The sequence below is a fragment of the Microcoleus asticus IPMA8 genome (assembly GCF_013179805.1).
In the GTDB taxonomy this organism is placed as follows: Bacteria; Cyanobacteriota; Cyanobacteriia; order Cyanobacteriales; family Microcoleaceae; genus Microcoleus; species Microcoleus asticus.
The window spans coordinates 67,819-82,152 of record NZ_SRRZ01000004.1 but is presented as its reverse complement, the minus strand read 5'-3'; the positions used below and the strand labels follow the sequence as shown (position 1 = coordinate 82,152).

The following is a 14,334-nucleotide window of genomic DNA, read 5'->3' as shown; positions in this document are numbered from 1 at the left end:
TTTACTGGAATGCACATCGCTTGGCTAGGAAAAAAATCACCTTTTTGCGGTAACGTCACTTACTCCAGGGAAGTCACCAACGCACTGTTAGACCGGGGATACCAGGTCAGTTTCCTGCACTTTGCCCAAGAAGCGGGCCCGCTCGACAGGAACAATACGGCGTGGAGCATGGCAAATGGTTCATGGGGAAAAGCAATTGCTCAAACCTCATATACCAATTCGCTTTCGCCAGCGAGTTGCAACGAAGTCTCTTTACCCTGTCACTACAAATCGCAAATTTATACGATTCCCACTCTCAAGTCCCGCACAGTGCTGATGAAATCTCTGCGGCGGCTGAAACCCGATGTTGTTCACGCTTCCCTGACGCTTTCGCCTCTAGACTTTTTGCTGCCGGAAATTTGTCAAGAATTGAAGTTGCCTTTGGTAGCGACTTTTCACCCGCCGTTCGATCGCAAATTGCGGAATTTGACATCGGGAACCCAACACCTGATGTATCAACTGTACGCTCCGTTTTTGGCTCACTACGACTCAACGATCGTATTTTCTTACATTCAGCGGGATATTTTGGTGCGCTTGGGAGTGCCGGAAGAACGGGTAGCCGTGATTCCCAACGGAGTAGACGCGGTGAAGTATTCGCCCGGGCCTTCGGGGTTGAAGTCGCAATTAAAAGCCGATCGAATTTTTGTTTACCAAGGCCGCATTGCTCCGGAGAAAAATGTCGAGGCTTTGCTCAAGGCCTGGAAACAGTGCAATTTTGGCCGTGGCAACGTATTGGCCATCGTGGGCGACGGGCCCCTAGCCGCCTCGCTCCAACTGTCTTACGGCGAAGAGGATGGCATTGTGTGGCTCGGATTTGTTGCCGAGGAGGAACGGCGGATCGAAATTCTGCGGGGTGCAGACGTATTTATTTTGCCTTCTTTGGTGGAGGGACTGTCGCTGTCGCTGCTGGAAGCGATGGCCTGCGGTTTAGCTTGTTTGGCCACCGATGCGGGTGCTGACGGCGAGGCCTTGGAGGAAGGCGCGGGGGTAGTTTTGAACACTCAGCGGGTGCGGAGTCAGTTGCAAACCTTGCTGCCGCTGTTTTGCGACCATCCTGAGTTTGGAATGGTGCTCGGTCAAAAAGCACGCCAACGGGCGATCGAGCGATACACTCTCAGTCAGAATATTACTGAGTTGGAAAAGCTGTACTCAGAGGTTTTGCAAAAGCAGCGCGTGCCGCTTCGGGGGTTGGCATAGGGAGGAAGTTCGGCAACGGATGTAACGAAAAGGAAGTCGTGTCTCTACCCGTGGATATTTACTCGTTACCAGGCTGGAGCTTGGTAACGCATATCCGGAGGCTCTGCCTCCATTTTCCAGCCAAGGCAGAGCCTCTAGATATGGGTCCCAAGCCAGATCCTGGGAAGCAGTCAACATTGCTCGTTGCCTACCCTCCCGGGCGCAAATAATCCAAAAGTCGATCGCCCGAATCGGCCCGAATCAAAGCAACCACAACATCCGGCAAACTTCCCAAACTCGGATAAACAAAATAACGCGGTTCCCACCGCGGCCCAAACTTATCTTTAAAACTGTGCAATCCCTTAAAATTATAAAACTTGCTTAAGTGCTCCGAAAGATAAATCAAAACCTTTTCCAACCGCCCGGATTTCTCAGCTTCTCCGACTCCCGCCAAAGCCGACAAACCCAAATCAAATTCTTCATATCCCAATTCTTGACAATGCTGCAACATCGAAGCAAACAAACACTCCATCGTGCCATTTTCTACCTCTGTGCGACGCCGCATTAAATCAACTCCAACTACCCCATCTCCCGCCGATATCATATTAGCAAAAGCACTAATTCTACCGTCGGGAGTGTGGATGGCTGCGACACGAGTTTCCCGCAAATATGCCTCGTCAAACCAACCCACCGAAAACTTTTTTTCCGCGCCTTGAACCATTTGCAGCCACTCGTCGCTGACGAGTTTCATTTGGCGCATCAATTCGGAACTTAAAGGAGGTTCGTAAAATTCGATTTGATAACCGGCTTTTGTAAGTCTGTTGATAGCAGTTCTCAAGTTTTGATTGCTCTTGCCTTTGAGAGTAAAAGTTTTGAGATTGACAATAGCTTCTTCGCCAATTTGCACCGCTCGAAAACCTAGAGTAGAATACATTTCTAGATCGTCGGGCAAAGTTTGATAAAATGCTGGATACCAATCATTGCGATCGCAAAATTCTTGAAACTCCAGAATTGCTTCTTTGCGGTCTTCAGCGGGCCCGATGGGGTCTCCCAAAGCGATCGCACCTCTACCTTTCGACACATAGGCGATCGTACTTTTTCCCGAAAAACTAAAATAATAAGATTTATCCGGAAGCAAGGCCAGTTTCGCTAGCGTTGTCCGCCCGTATTTTGCTACAACTTCTTGAGCTTTATTCCGTTCCGAAATACTTGCCGAATTTCGCAGCAGCACCGGCCGCAGCAGCATCAAAAGTGCGTAACCAAGCGTTACCGTACCCACAGCATAAATCGAATCGGCAAAAAAGTTACTAAAGCGAGTTTGCGGAACCAACCCCGCATTATCCGCCGTAAAAAACATGGCAAAAGTCTGGAACAAAGCTCTGTCTAAATCAAAATTAACCGCTTGTCCGTTAACTTGAAAACCTCCATCCAGAATGTAAAAACCCGCCGTCCCGTAAGCCAGCGTAAACAGCAAAGCCCCCAGCAAAACCCGGATTCCTTGAGCAATTGAAGGGCGATCGGATTTAGCCGTAAACGTCTGCCGCATCACCAACAACTGAAACAGCAGCACCCCAGAAAGCAAGCTTTCTTCAACATCCAATCCCTTGACTAAATGAATTACAATAGAAACGATTAACAATCCCACAGTCAGCAACCAAGCAATCCGCTTGCGCCGCAACAAATTAGTTGCCAGAGTTAGCAGGATAAATCCGATAACTGCTGCAAAAAAATGCCCGCCCGCACGCACGGGAAAAGGGAAAAATGGTTCTAGCCAATTTCGGCGATCGGGTAAACTGGGAGTTACAGCAGACAGCAGGTTAATAACTCCTACCAATCCGGTTAAAAATGATGCAGTCCAGAGTCCAATCCTAGTTTTTTGGGGTAACACTGTTGACCTTTCTACTTTTTCTGTGCGGTCAGTGATATTTTAAACTGTTTTCCAACATAACTCAAAGAATCGGCTAAATGCTTGTGCCAATAATTCCAACCGACATCGGGACCGACAATCCCGTGTCCTCCCGGAAATTTGTTAAACTCGTTAGCAATACCCAAACTGTTTAATTGCTCGTGAAACTGTTGAGTAGAACTCAGAAAGTCTGCGTCTGCTTCCCCGGCATCCAAATAAGCGCGCAACTGCTGTTTATCTTTAACACTAAGTTTTTCCACTAAATATTTAGGACTGTTAGCCTTGCCGCTTTGATCTGTAAAATAACCGCTGTGGCTGAACAAAATATTAAAATTATTCAAGTAGCGCAAACCGATATTAAAAGCTCCCCAACCCCCCGAAGATTGTCCTCCCATTGCCCATAATTTGGGGTTTTCCAGCGTTCTGTAGCGCGATTTTACGATTTCCACTAGCTCGGAGCCGATCGCGCTTCCCACCTTACCGTTCGGCCCGTCAAAATACTGCGGGTCCCACAAAGGGCTCGTACCCCGCTTGTCGTTCCCGTCAGGAGTAATTACAATTGATGGCGGCAATCTTTTGCTTTTATATAAATCGTGAAGCACAGAAGTAACAGCGGCTTTGTCTTGATAAGCGCGCGCGTCTCCGTGCCCGCCGTGCAGCAAAAAAATCACAGGATAGCGCTGTTTGGGATTTTTTGCGTACCCAGGCGGCAAAATTAAGCCGTAGGTGCGCTCTGAATTCATAGCTGCACTTTTATATGTTTTGATTTGAAAATTTAAGTCAGGATCAGCCACTACTTTCGGAGGGTCTAACTGAGGTGCTCCGGCAATAAAAACGTACCAGTATCCACTCGCACCGAGGAGGAGGATTGTACCGGCACCGATACCTAAAACTTTTCCCAGCCACTTAGGCATAGTTTCAATCTCTCTTTTTTGTTTGCGATCGCAATCCGTACATTATATGCAAGTATATTGTAGAACTGTAGGTGAGGTCGATCGCACATTTTGCAGCTAAACTGCAACGGTCTCTGGGGCCCGTTCCACAGTTAAAATGCAACGATGTTAAATTCTTCAATTATTTCATCTAAAATGGTATGACTTATCACAATCCTACTCCTACAGTTGATATTATCATCGAATTAGCCGATCGCCCGCACCGCCCGATCGTACTCATCGAACGCCGCAATATTCCCTACGGCTGGGCCATTCCCGGCGGTTTTGTCGATTGCGGGGAATCGGTAGAAACGGCGGCAAAACGCGAAGCTTTAGAAGAAACGAGCTTGAATGTAGAATTAATTGAACAATTTTACGTTTATTCTGACCCAGATCGCGACCCCCGGCAACACACAATCAGTATTGTATTCTTGGCTTCTGCAACGGGCGAACCTCAAGCCGCGGACGATGCTAAAAATTTACAGTTTTTTGAATCTTGGCAGATTCCCGATCGATTGTGTTTCGATCACGATCGCATTTTACGAGATTATTGGCGTTACCGTCATTATGGATTGCGTCCGCGTTTGTAGGATGAGGGTTTTTAACAGCAGATGCACGCAGATTAACGCAGATTGATTGCGATGATTTATCTGTGATTTATCTGTGTTAATCTGCGGTTAAATTCATCAAAGTAAATTCTATGCAAAGCTTGACAATATTAGGCGGAGGTGCTTGGGGTTCGGCACTGGCAAATCTGGGAGGCAAAAAAGGCGATCGAGTTAATTTGTGGTCGCGCAGCAGTTCTTTTAATCTAGAATCAGTTATAACAGGTGCGGATGTTGTTGTTTCGGCAGTTTCGATGAAAGGAGTTGGAGCAACGGTCGATCGACTTTTGGCTTTAGAGTTAAGTCCCGATACAATTATAGTTACTGTCACCAAAGGTTTAGACCCCGCGAGTACGCGCACTCCGTCTCAAATTTGGCAAAATGCCTTTCCTAACAATTCAATTGTGGTACTTTCTGGCCCTAATCTTTCAGAAGAAATTCAGCAGGGGTTGCCGGCTGCAACGGTAGCGGCGAGTTTGGATTTAGCTGCGGCCAAGCAAGTGCAAAATATTTACAGTTCTGATATTTTTCGGGTTTATGTGAATGAAGACCCGCTGGGAACTGAGTTAGGTGGAACTTTGAAAAATGTATTTGCGATCGCCGCTGGAGTTTGCGACGGTTTACAATTAGGAACTAATGCTAAATCTGCTTTGCTGACTCGCGCTTTGCCGGAAATGATTCGCGTGGGAGTTCGTTTGGGAGCTCGCGCAGAAACTTTTTACGGTTTGTCTGGTTTGGGAGATTTGCTTGCTACTTGCAACAGTCCTTTATCGCGCAATTATCGGGTTGGTTTCGGATTAGCTGAAGGCAAATCATTAGAGCAAATTTTGCACGAATTGCAGAGCACGGCTGAGGGAGTCAATACTACTAATGTGTTGATTGATTTAGCGGATAGGCGCGAAATTGAAATCCCCGTTTCCCGTCAAGTTTATCGCTTATTAAATGGTGAAATTACTGCCGAGCAAGCCGTTTTATCGCTGATGGAACGAACTTTGAAACCGGAGATTTTATAACCTGCACAACTAGATAGGTAAGGACTTAAGCAAAGCCTAAGTCCCTACCCGTAGCTGAAGTTTCAAGGACTTGGGTCACGAGTTGCTAGTTATAAATTAAGAGCTCAAAGCGGGATTGGTCGAGCGGTCAGATTGATGTTTCGAGCGCTCGGTAGAGAGAGTTTAAGGAATTGAAGATGAATTGTGAATCCAAAACTCTTTAACTCATAGCTGCTACTACTTAACTCTTAACTCATAACTCATAACTCATAACTTGCAGAGCGAGTTGCACCAGCTTTACATCTTGCCTTTCTGCATTACCTCTTGAAGGTGCTGCCGAATTTCCTGCGCGTGCTCCATGTCAGCTTGCTGCAATTTTTGAAACAGCTCAGCACAAGGCTGAGAACCTGTTTCTTGAGCATCTTTCATGTAAGTTTCGTAGGCTTTCAAAGCTTCAGATTTGTTGTGCAAAACTGTTAACAAATCATACTCGAGGTTGCTGATGACTGTACTACCGTTAGTGCTCATAAACTGACCTTCTGCTAGGATTTGTTCCAAGTTTGACCGATCCAGAGATGACTGTTCATCTGTCTAGAAGGGTAGATAATTTTTACTTTCCGCCGTAATAAAACGCCACTTCTTTATCTTTCAGCGGTGCGAAGTCAGCAGCAACGAGCATTTTATCGAGCTCGTTTTGAGGCAGATGTTTGACACCGATGCGGACAATGCGCGATCGCATTGTATTTGACACGCCACTGCGCTGTCTCCCGGCTTCTAATCCCATTACTTGCTTGTAGAGGTCTAATTTTGCTTGCGGAATCGGAGTACCGTCAAAGTCGATTCCCGATGCGATCGCAACATCGATCGCATCTGCACCAGTTGTAGATTGAGCCGCTGAGTTTGTTTCTGAAGACATTGTGCAAATTAAATAAAAAGGACGATCGTCATAAAAAGTAGTTTAGTCCTAAAAGTGCCAAAGTTGAGCACCAAACTCTAGCACAGCTCAAAATAACGTAAACTCGTGAAACAAGCTAAACATTAGTCCGCCCCACACTCTTCGGTTAGTGTCCGATTAAGGACTGTTTGGCACAAGGGCGAGATCCTTGAGCATTTCTTCAAACAACGGATTGCCAAAACTCATCAATTGCAGTGAAGCATTTTGGTCAAAGATATCCGGGTAAAATATCATAGGATAAATGCCACCTTAATAGTTAAGATGCCAAGTGCTAAAATAATTGCAGAAATTTTTACCATAAGACCAATGTCCTCGCAGTCCCAGAAGTTGCAATAAATCGAAAACTTCGATCGTGTCAATCTGCATCGGCGTGGCGGATAATAATAAGAGCGATCGGCTTTTTTCTTTCAATTGCTGCATTAACTGTAGCAACCGATTCGGAGTTTCCTTGCTGTTTCGCGGGCTTTGGGGGCGGGCGTGATGCGCTTCATCCAGAATCACCAAATCCTACGGTTGCGCGTCTAAAAGCTGTTTTGGGCGATCGCTCCGACGGACTAAATGAGATGATGCTAAAATGAGATTTTGGCAATTCCAAATATTTTCTTCCCCTGACTGAATACTCTCCCCATAGGAATTTTTTAATTCACCTTTGCTATAACTCCAAAAGTGCAAGTTAAATTTTTCGCGCAATTCTTCGTGCCATTGCGGCTGAATGCTGGCGGGTGCTAAAATTAACACAGGTTTGACTTTTTGGCTGATGAGTAAGTAACGCAGAATCAACCCGGTTTCGATGTTTTTTCCCAATCCAACTTCATCCGCAATTAAGAAACTTTTCTGGAAATTGGCCGCAACAGCGAAGCGCGAAAAAACGGTAAAGGTTTGCGCGAACACGGCGGCAATGCAATCTTTAAATGCATTGCCGCCGTGTTCGTAATAAACCTGCTCGTTTAGCAGATTGACGGGCATGATTTTCTCGATGAATAGTTTGGGGCGTTTTTTGATACAGTCATTCCTTTTACTTCCATCCATAGACGCGAATATTATTGAAATTAATCGTATCAATTCCAATTTTTTGAAGGTAACTAGCTAATTTCAAGTCATCAGTCAGTACGAGATACTTATTTTTTGCAAGAGTGGCTATTCCACAATCCGTTAAGCCAAATTTAGTAAAACTGTCTGTCCTAACAGCCTCCGTACTTTCCAGATAGGATTCATTTAATCTGCTCACTCCTTCAGCAAATACAGACAAACATTTAGAACGTTCGGGTTCCCCAAGCTTACCCGCCAGACTGTTGACCTCTGTGAGGATATTTGGAGTTGTGACTATTTTGTTAAAGTAGGACAAGATTTTCACCAAAATATCGTAATCTTCTGGCACAAATTTTTCGGTGCGATTAAATTTTGAAATTCGCTCCCGGTTAACCGTACCAACAAACCATAGCAAAAGGATATTTGTATCAATTAAAATTCCTTTTTGTTTGTATTTTGGAAATAAATCATCAACAATATCTTTCATACTTCGCGAATTTTCATAGACTGCACTTCACCCGTTGTGGCATCTATTTTAAATACTTTATACTCTCGTTCATAATTGCGAGTTGCGATCAAATCAGCAAGGGGATTGCTTGTTTTATCCACTGGTCGGATAAAGCCCAATGTAATAAACCAGTGTTTTTTATCCTCTGAAAGTTCTGCTTCTTCCAGCCTTAAATCTTCGGTAGGATAACCTATCAGATCTTGCAGAGAACTAAAATGTTGGCGAGCCGCAACTACTGCACTTCTTACATCAACCATAATCAATTCACCTCTTCAATAAATTTACTTGTTATCCAACTGTGCCTGGTACAACAGATCCAGAATCAGAGACTTTAGGCATTTTTAGGCTCTGCCTTGGAACCAGTTAAAAGCAGGGCGCGTGGTATTATCCAAAATTTATTAGATTAACCTTCAAATACCTCTGCTTTTTCAATGATAAACCATTCGTGGTACAATACTGCTAAGAAAAACTCTTCTCCTTTTGGTCGATCGCACACAGCCATATATCCAGATACAAACATATCATCGTCAAAAGTTGTATCCTTAAGAAACAGAGTCAGCGAGTTGCCATTCGCACTCCAAATTGTCCGCGAAATCGTGATATTCTGGTGACGAGATGCTTCAACGGGCAATAACACCCACCGCCCCTCAATTTCGATAAATTCTGGTTCGCCGTATCTAAACTCAGACTCCCATGTCTCCGGCCCTTCATGCTTCTCAATAATTCGATCCCACCGCACTGTTTTAATCTTGGCTAAAGTTTCGTTTGACAAATCAGCTACTTTCATCAGGTTAATCTCCTCATAAAATTAACTGGTTCCAAGGCTCTGCCTGGGAACCGATGTAAGCGATGCTCTGCCTCGTTTGTGGCTGGGAAAGATTGGAGGCTGAGCCTCCTGATAGGCGTTCCCAGGCAGAGCCTTGGAACGAGTAGATACGTCAAATCAGCTACTTTCACAATCTCAATTTCCAATAAAATTCGTAAGGCTTTTAAAGCATTTGAACGATTGCCCTTGGCAATTTTACCAAACCAATAATGTGCCTATTCATTACTCATAGCCATAATCCCCTCGGCAATATTCGCAATTCGTTTGATAGTCAAGAAAAAGCTCTGAAATCCCCGTATCTGTCCTTGATCTTCCAACCGCACAAATTGGTCGCAGGTTTGAAAGGTAGCGGTTTGGTCGATTTGCGGTTGCCAGGGCTGCAATGGGGCAATTGCTGTTCCCAATTTGCAATAATCCATTACTTGATTCACGACAATTCTAGCACTTCTGCGTCGGTAGAAGAATTCACCGTCGCTTCCTCAAAATCGATCGCGCACAGCGCCACTTCATCCGGCTTTTGGCATTTTGATAAACTTTAGGTACATTTCCTTCGACTACCAGCCGCAATTTTGCTGCAAATAAATCTAGAGACAAGTCTCCAGATAAAATCTCATCTCTGGGCACGCAGGTATCAAAGATTAATGGCAGCATCTAACGATTCTTTGGTGTTGGGTAAATGATTAAAATCGACATTTCCGCCGCTGACAATTACCCCAATGCGAGCATTCTGGGCTTTGACAACTCCATCGAACAAAGCCGCCGCTGCTAACACTCCCGTGGGTTCCACAACTATCTTCATGCGTTCCCACATAAACAACATTGTCTGGCGAATTGCGTCTTCGGAAACTGTTGCCATATCGTCCACATAATGCAGCACCAAAGGAAAGGTTAATTTGCCCAAAGATGGCGTGCGCGCACCGTCAGCAATCGTATCGGGGTTAGTAACAGTTTGCAGCGTTTTCGTGCGGAACGATCGCGCAGCATCGTCTGCTTGCTCGGGTTCTACTCCTATTACTTTACACTGCGGAGACAAAGTTTTTGTCGCGATCGCACACCCGGACAGCAAACCCCCGCCGCCGCAGCAAACCAGCAGCAAATCCAACTCCCCAACTTCTGCGATTAATTCCAGCGCCACCGTACCTTGTCCCGCAATCACCCACGGATGATCGTAAGGAGGAATAATTGTTAAGTGTCGTTCTGCGCCAATTTTGGCGGTGAGGTCTTCCCGCGCCACTTGAGTGCGATCGTACAAAATAATTTCTGCACCGTAGCCGCGAGTCGCCTCTTGCTTGACTTTTGGCGCATCAGCAGGCATCACGACAGTAGCAGGAATTCCCAACAACTGTCCCGCCAGGGCGATCGCCTGCGCGTGATTTCCCGAAGAAAAAGTCAGCACTCCCCGCTGTTTTTCCGCTTCAGATAGCTGCATTAAAGCATTGCAAGCACCCCGAAATTTAAACGAACCCGTCCGCTGAAAGTTCTCGCATTTGAAAAATACCTGAGAATTCGTCCGTTTGTTAACAGTTTCCGAAGTCAGCACCGGCGTTTTGAAAGCTTTGCCCTGCAAGCGCTTTGCGGCAGCCTCCACATCGGCGAAACTGACTGGCAAGGGATTTTCAGTAGAGAAGTCGGCACTCATAGATTTTAGATTCGGACTATCGAGGACTCTATTTGTAGGGTGGGGATTTCCCGCTTCACTCTTACCATTAAATTATAAATTTTTATGATATTTTGGGGCTAATAATTATTAGATATTGCGTTTAATTGTCAAAAAAGCTGTTGACTAAAATCAAAGTTATGACACTTTACTATCAAAAAGTAAAGTGAGGTTTGTACTTGCACAGGAGAGGGATTAATGAATACAAATTTAACCACCACCCGATTAATTTTCTGGAAACAGCACGGCGCCGTGTCCTGATTTCGGGTAACGGGTAAAATCAACCGGATTGGATGGTCAAATTGCCCGATCGCGCGATCGACCCCAACCATCGACAACAAGGCAAAAGAGGACACGGCAATGCCGTTTCCCTACCCAAAAAAGAGCGGCTAAATTGTTTGACAATTACAAAAAAAGGACACAGCAATGCTGTGTCCCTACCCGTATCTTGTAGGAACACGGCATTGCCGTGTCCCCATCCGTACCGCCGATATCCCGATTAGGATTCTTGCCGTTTAGAACAAGAACAATTCAGAATTACCGGAAATTCCTAAATCGACATCGACAGTAGCAAACAAACTGTTACCGCCAACCGTAGAACCGTTGCTATCGTAATACAGTTTAGTAGATGCAGACAAACTGTCGTAGATAGCCATGATCGATGGTCCGGTTAAAGTTGCTTCGAGCGCAGTTACAGAAACTGTACTGCTGTAAGCGTAGAAACTCGAACCCAAAGGTCCCGATCCGGTGGTAAATGCGGCAAAACCAGTGGTGTCGAGGTTAATTACATCATCAGCAATGCTGTAATTGGTAATTAAATCCCCGCCGTCAGCAGTAGTTCCGCTGAAGACAAACACATCCAAACCAGCACCGCCATTAAGAACATTGGTTCCCACACCACCGATTAAAGTGTCATTCCCGATACCGCCGTTGAGAGTATCGCTACCGCCACCGCCGAACAGGCTGTCATTGCCATCGTCGCCGGAAATGCTGTCGTTACCCAAACCGCCGTCGAAAATGTCGGCACCGCTACCGCCGCTGAAGATGTCAGCAAATTCAGTACCAGTGACGCTGTTAGCAGCCGCATCTCCGGTAAACAAGACAGGAGTAGTGAAGTTGTAACCGCCAGCACCAGAACCGAAATTGTTAAATGCGATCGGGAAAGTGTTCCCAGCCGCAGTTAAATCGGCAACGCTGCCTGAGTTGGCAGTAGTACCAGCAGGAGAAGATGCGATCGTACCTGTAAATACAAAGTCCGCCGTTCCCAGATTGCTCGCAGCCGTACCCAAATTAGCAATCAAGGTAGAACCACCGGCTGTCGTACCGTTCGAGTCAAAATACAACACAGTCTCGTTCGAGGCATTCGTAAATGCGAAGAAACCAGCAGTTGTAGAATTGCCCAGCGCTTTAGCTTGTGCAGCTTCCAAAGAGGCATAACTGCCGCCTGTGAAAATCACTAACTCTTTGCCAGTAATGTCCGGAGAAACCCCGCTAACACCGTCAAAGTTAGTCGTCGTCAAATTACCGAAAGCGCTCGCGCTAAACTCGAATTTGTCTACCCCAACAGTAAAGTCGGAAATTTTATCGCCGCCTTCTTTAGTTGTCCTGTAAACAAACAGATCCGCACCACTGCCGCCGCTTATGACATCCAAACCGAGGCCGCCGGTGATGGTATCGTTGCCGTCGCCACCCTTGAGGGTATCGTTATAATTGCTGCCGACAATCTTGTCATCGCCTGCTAAACCATCGAAATTAACGGCAGCCGGATAAGTGCCGAAATTCACATTGTCAGGGCCGGCAGTACCGACAGGAATATTTAGTGGCGTGCCGGTGAAGACAAAGTTACTGACTTGTAGGCGAATGTTCACCGAGAAACTGGTGACAATTTCAAAGCGCGCCCCAACAGCAAATACCAGGACGGAACGGCCGGTAGTGGCATCTGTAAACTGACAGAAAGTAGGCGCATCTAGGTTGCCACCCAAAGCTACAAACCGGGCTTGCAAAGACGCGATGCTGTTAACAGTGATATCCGCGGTGAAGTCGAGCAAATTAGCGCTGCCGATCGACCCAACAGTAGAACTAGCAGTAATCTCCAGTCGAGTCAAGCTAGCAACGGTGAGATTACCAAAAGCTGCGGTAGAAAGCTCTAAAAGATCGTCATCGACATTAAAGTCAATAATTAAGTCAGCTTCTGCAACTGTTTGAATCTCTTGGCGGGAAGTGCGGTAAATAAAGCGATCCTTTCCATTACCCCCACTTATAGTATTGATTCCTAGGCCGCCTTCGATAGCGTCATCGCCATCATTTCCAGTTAAGGTGTCATTCCCAGCACCGCCTATTACTGTGTCATCGCCGATGCCAGCTTCGATATTGTCATCGTCATCGCCGCCATCGATATCGTCATTATCATCGCCGCCTTTAACTTTGTCCTTGCCCAAGCCTCCTTTTAGTGTGTTTTTGCCTTTACCGCCGTCGATATCGTCATCGTCATCGCCGCCGTCGATATCGTCATCGCCATCTCCGGCTTTAACTTTGTCCTTGCCCAAGCCTCCTTTTATTTTGTGTTTGCCTTTACCGACTTCGATATCGTCATCGTCATCCCCGCCGTCGATATCGTCATCGCCATCCCCGCCTTTAATTGTGTCCTTGCCTTTGCCGCCGATGATTTTGTCTTTGAGCTTACCGCCTGTAATGTTATCGTCACCATCGCCGCCTTCTATGTCGTTATCCAGCGTCGCCGAACCGACAATAACTTGAGATTGTGTAGTGCCAGCAAACTTAAAGACATTTTGCTCGATTTTCAAGCTAAAACGCTGGCCGGTGACAACGTTTTTGCCGTTGCTAACTTCAAAACCAAAACTAGCGGCACCGATAAAACCGGATGCCGCTTTGAAAGTTAACAAGCCTGCGTTAATGTCTGCTTGAGAGAAGGTAAAACCGACTTGTGTTACCGCGACTCCCTTAAAGAATAGTTGGCCGGTTGTAGTCGCGGGCAGCTCGGTTAGCTTGAAGACTATTTTGCTAGGACCTTGCTGGGCATCGACAAAACTCAACAACTCAGAAGTAATAGTTTGCTCGCTGCCGCTGGAACCAGCAGTCAGGGGCTTATTAGCTTCCACTCGCGCAGGGTTAAAAATCGGGTTCGGAGTTGGAGTTGGAGTTGGAGTTGGAGTTGGAGTTGAACCGGTAACTCCCAAAAAGTCGCCAGCATCGATCAGCGTTGCGTTGACATTCAACAATAGCGTTAGCGCGAAGTTATTGACCCGAATTTCGGTATTGCCACCGACTTGTATAAAGGTCAAGCTGCTAAAGTTCAAATCACCAAACAGCAGAAACTTGTCTTCGTTGTCTGCGAAGTCAGTGATGACTGAACTTGCCCCAGAGGTACTGTTACTCATGCCATAAACGTCAGATCCAGCACCGCCGACACAGGTATGGTTGCCAGTACCGCCCATCAGGGTATCGTTGCCGTCGCCGCCCATCAGGGTATCGTCGCCGTCGCCGCCACCGCTAACGCTGTCGTCGCCGTCGCCGCCGTCTGCCATGTCATTGCCGTCGCCAGTAATGAGGGTATCGGTGCCCCCACCGCCCATCACGGTATCGTCGCCGTCACCGCCACTAACGCTGTCGTCGCCGTCGTCGCCTGCACAGTTATCGCTGCCGGCACCGCCGATCACGGTATCGTCGCCGGTGCCGCCGCTAACGCTGT

At 46.5% G+C, this 14,334-nt stretch carries 17 protein-coding genes and 1 pseudogene; 4 read left to right on the top strand and 14 right to left on the bottom strand.

Going from position 1 to position 14,334, the window contains the following annotated elements; genetic code table 11:
* The first annotated feature begins 9 nt into the window (after window positions 1-9).
* The gene (locus E5S67_RS02030) at window positions 10-1,236 is read left to right on the top strand and encodes a glycosyltransferase family 4 protein (RefSeq protein WP_172184978.1); all 1,227 of its coding nucleotides are present in this window, start codon (window positions 10-12) and stop codon (window positions 1,234-1,236) included.
* Window positions 1,237-1,423: 187 nt separating this feature from the next.
* Here E5S67_RS02030 and E5S67_RS02025 read toward each other — a convergent pair whose 3' ends face one another.
* Together E5S67_RS02025 and E5S67_RS02020 are read right to left on the bottom strand one after the other, a co-directional pair.
* Window positions 1,424-3,103: a phosphatidylglycerol lysyltransferase domain-containing protein gene (locus E5S67_RS02025; protein WP_172184976.1), complete on the bottom strand. Its 1,680-nt coding sequence runs from the start codon at window positions 3,101-3,103 to the stop codon at window positions 1,424-1,426.
* Between the two features lie 11 nt (window positions 3,104-3,114).
* The gene (locus E5S67_RS02020; protein WP_172184974.1) at window positions 3,115-4,035 is read right to left on the bottom strand and encodes an alpha/beta hydrolase; all 921 of its coding nucleotides are present in this window, start codon (window positions 4,033-4,035) and stop codon (window positions 3,115-3,117) included.
* Window positions 4,036-4,214: 179 nt separating this feature from the next.
* Between E5S67_RS02020 and E5S67_RS02015 the strand changes: the two genes are divergently transcribed.
* Both E5S67_RS02015 and E5S67_RS02010 read left to right on the top strand, forming a co-directional pair.
* Complete coding sequence (locus E5S67_RS02015; RefSeq protein ID WP_172184972.1) at window positions 4,215-4,643, top strand: NUDIX domain-containing protein; 429 nt, start codon at window positions 4,215-4,217, stop codon at window positions 4,641-4,643.
* A gap of 110 nt (window positions 4,644-4,753) precedes the next feature.
* Window positions 4,754-5,671: an NAD(P)H-dependent glycerol-3-phosphate dehydrogenase gene (locus E5S67_RS02010; protein ID WP_172184970.1), complete on the top strand. Its 918-nt coding sequence runs from the start codon at window positions 4,754-4,756 to the stop codon at window positions 5,669-5,671.
* Between the two features lie 276 nt (window positions 5,672-5,947).
* Here E5S67_RS02010 and E5S67_RS02005 read toward each other — a convergent pair whose 3' ends face one another.
* The 11 genes and pseudogenes from E5S67_RS02005 to E5S67_RS01965 all read right to left on the bottom strand — a co-directional run bounded on the left by E5S67_RS02005 (window position 5,948) and on the right by E5S67_RS01965 (window position 10,607).
* Window positions 5,948-6,208: a hypothetical protein gene (locus tag E5S67_RS02005; RefSeq protein WP_246276587.1), complete on the bottom strand. Its 261-nt coding sequence runs from the start codon at window positions 6,206-6,208 to the stop codon at window positions 5,948-5,950.
* 52 nt (window positions 6,209-6,260) lie between these two features.
* Complete coding sequence (locus tag E5S67_RS02000) at window positions 6,261-6,566, bottom strand: small RNA NsiR4-regulated ssr1528 family protein (RefSeq protein ID WP_006635311.1); 306 nt, start codon at window positions 6,564-6,566, stop codon at window positions 6,261-6,263.
* A 288-nt stretch (window positions 6,567-6,854) separates the two neighbouring features.
* Entirely contained in the window at window positions 6,855-7,106 is a 252-nt protein-coding gene (locus E5S67_RS33060; RefSeq protein ID WP_246276586.1) for a DEAD/DEAH box helicase family protein, read from the bottom strand.
* Between the two features lie 6 nt (window positions 7,107-7,112).
* Window positions 7,113-7,571 carry an SNF2-related protein gene (locus E5S67_RS33055; RefSeq protein WP_246276585.1) on the bottom strand — a complete coding sequence of 153 codons (459 nt, stop codon included), beginning with the start codon at window positions 7,569-7,571 and terminating at the stop codon, window positions 7,113-7,115.
* Between the two features lie 49 nt (window positions 7,572-7,620).
* Window positions 7,621-8,121 (bottom strand): PIN domain-containing protein, encoded by a 501-nt coding sequence (locus tag E5S67_RS01990; RefSeq protein WP_172184966.1) that lies wholly within the window; start codon window positions 8,119-8,121, stop codon window positions 7,621-7,623.
* Window positions 8,118-8,399: a hypothetical protein gene (locus E5S67_RS01985; RefSeq protein WP_216670134.1), complete on the bottom strand. Its 282-nt coding sequence runs from the start codon at window positions 8,397-8,399 to the stop codon at window positions 8,118-8,120. The genes E5S67_RS01990 and E5S67_RS01985 overlap by 4 nt, the downstream gene beginning before the upstream one ends.
* Window positions 8,400-8,545: 146 nt before the next feature.
* Entirely contained in the window at window positions 8,546-8,929 is a 384-nt protein-coding gene (locus E5S67_RS01980; protein WP_172184964.1) for a hypothetical protein, read from the bottom strand.
* Window positions 8,929-9,174: pseudogene (locus tag E5S67_RS34650) on the bottom strand (hypothetical protein); the annotation flags it as partial. The pseudogene E5S67_RS34650 and the gene E5S67_RS01980, both read right to left, overlap by 1 nt.
* Before the next feature lie 9 nt (window positions 9,175-9,183).
* The gene (locus E5S67_RS01975) at window positions 9,184-9,387 is read right to left on the bottom strand and encodes a hypothetical protein (RefSeq protein ID WP_172184856.1); all 204 of its coding nucleotides are present in this window, start codon (window positions 9,385-9,387) and stop codon (window positions 9,184-9,186) included.
* A gap of 46 nt (window positions 9,388-9,433) precedes the next feature.
* Complete coding sequence (locus E5S67_RS01970) at window positions 9,434-9,619, bottom strand: hypothetical protein (protein WP_172184854.1); 186 nt, start codon at window positions 9,617-9,619, stop codon at window positions 9,434-9,436.
* Window positions 9,600-10,607 (bottom strand): threo-3-hydroxy-L-aspartate ammonia-lyase, encoded by a 1,008-nt coding sequence (locus E5S67_RS01965; RefSeq protein ID WP_172184962.1) that lies wholly within the window; start codon window positions 10,605-10,607, stop codon window positions 9,600-9,602. Before E5S67_RS01965 ends, E5S67_RS01970 begins: the two co-directional genes overlap by 20 nt.
* Window positions 10,608-10,918: 311 nt before the next feature.
* On the opposite strand from E5S67_RS01965, the gene E5S67_RS01960 reads away from it, so the two are divergent.
* Window positions 10,919-11,128 (top strand): hypothetical protein, encoded by a 210-nt coding sequence (locus E5S67_RS01960; protein ID WP_172184960.1) that lies wholly within the window; start codon window positions 10,919-10,921, stop codon window positions 11,126-11,128.
* Window positions 11,129-11,140: 12 nt separating this feature from the next.
* Here E5S67_RS01960 and E5S67_RS01955 read toward each other — a convergent pair.
* A partial coding sequence (locus E5S67_RS01955; RefSeq protein ID WP_172184958.1) for a cadherin-like domain-containing protein occupies window positions 11,141-14,334 on the bottom strand: 3,194 nt, incomplete at its 5' end.

Excerpts from the sequence above, each read along its gene's own strand:
- E5S67_RS01965 (WP_172184962.1), bottom strand. The coding sequence starts at position 10,607 with ATGAGTGCCGACTTCTCTACTGAAAATCCCTTGCCAGTCAGTTTCGCC.
- E5S67_RS01985 (WP_216670134.1), bottom strand. The coding sequence starts at position 8,399 with ATGGTTGATGTAAGAAGTGCAGTAGTTGCGGCTCGCCAACATTTTAGT.
- E5S67_RS01990 (WP_172184966.1), bottom strand. The coding sequence starts at position 8,121 with ATGAAAGATATTGTTGATGATTTATTTCCAAAATACAAACAAAAAGGA.
- E5S67_RS33055 (WP_246276585.1), bottom strand. The coding sequence starts at position 7,571 with ATGCCCGTCAATCTGCTAAACGAGCAGGTTTATTACGAACACGGCGGC.
- E5S67_RS02000 (WP_006635311.1), bottom strand. The coding sequence starts at position 6,566 with ATGTCTTCAGAAACAAACTCAGCGGCTCAATCTACAACTGGTGCAGAT.
- E5S67_RS02020 (WP_172184974.1), bottom strand. The coding sequence starts at position 4,035 with ATGCCTAAGTGGCTGGGAAAAGTTTTAGGTATCGGTGCCGGTACAATC.
- E5S67_RS02010 (WP_172184970.1), top strand. The coding sequence starts at position 4,754 with ATGCAAAGCTTGACAATATTAGGCGGAGGTGCTTGGGGTTCGGCACTG.
- E5S67_RS02015 (WP_172184972.1), top strand. The coding sequence starts at position 4,215 with ATGACTTATCACAATCCTACTCCTACAGTTGATATTATCATCGAATTA.
- E5S67_RS02030 (WP_172184978.1), top strand. The coding sequence starts at position 10 with ATGCACATCGCTTGGCTAGGAAAAAAATCACCTTTTTGCGGTAACGTC.
- E5S67_RS01975 (WP_172184856.1), bottom strand. The coding sequence starts at position 9,387 with ATGGATTATTGCAAATTGGGAACAGCAATTGCCCCATTGCAGCCCTGG.
- E5S67_RS01980 (WP_172184964.1), bottom strand. The coding sequence starts at position 8,929 with ATGAAAGTAGCTGATTTGTCAAACGAAACTTTAGCCAAGATTAAAACA.
- E5S67_RS01960 (WP_172184960.1), top strand. The coding sequence starts at position 10,919 with ATGGTCAAATTGCCCGATCGCGCGATCGACCCCAACCATCGACAACAA.
- E5S67_RS01970 (WP_172184854.1), bottom strand. The coding sequence starts at position 9,619 with ATGCTGCCATTAATCTTTGATACCTGCGTGCCCAGAGATGAGATTTTA.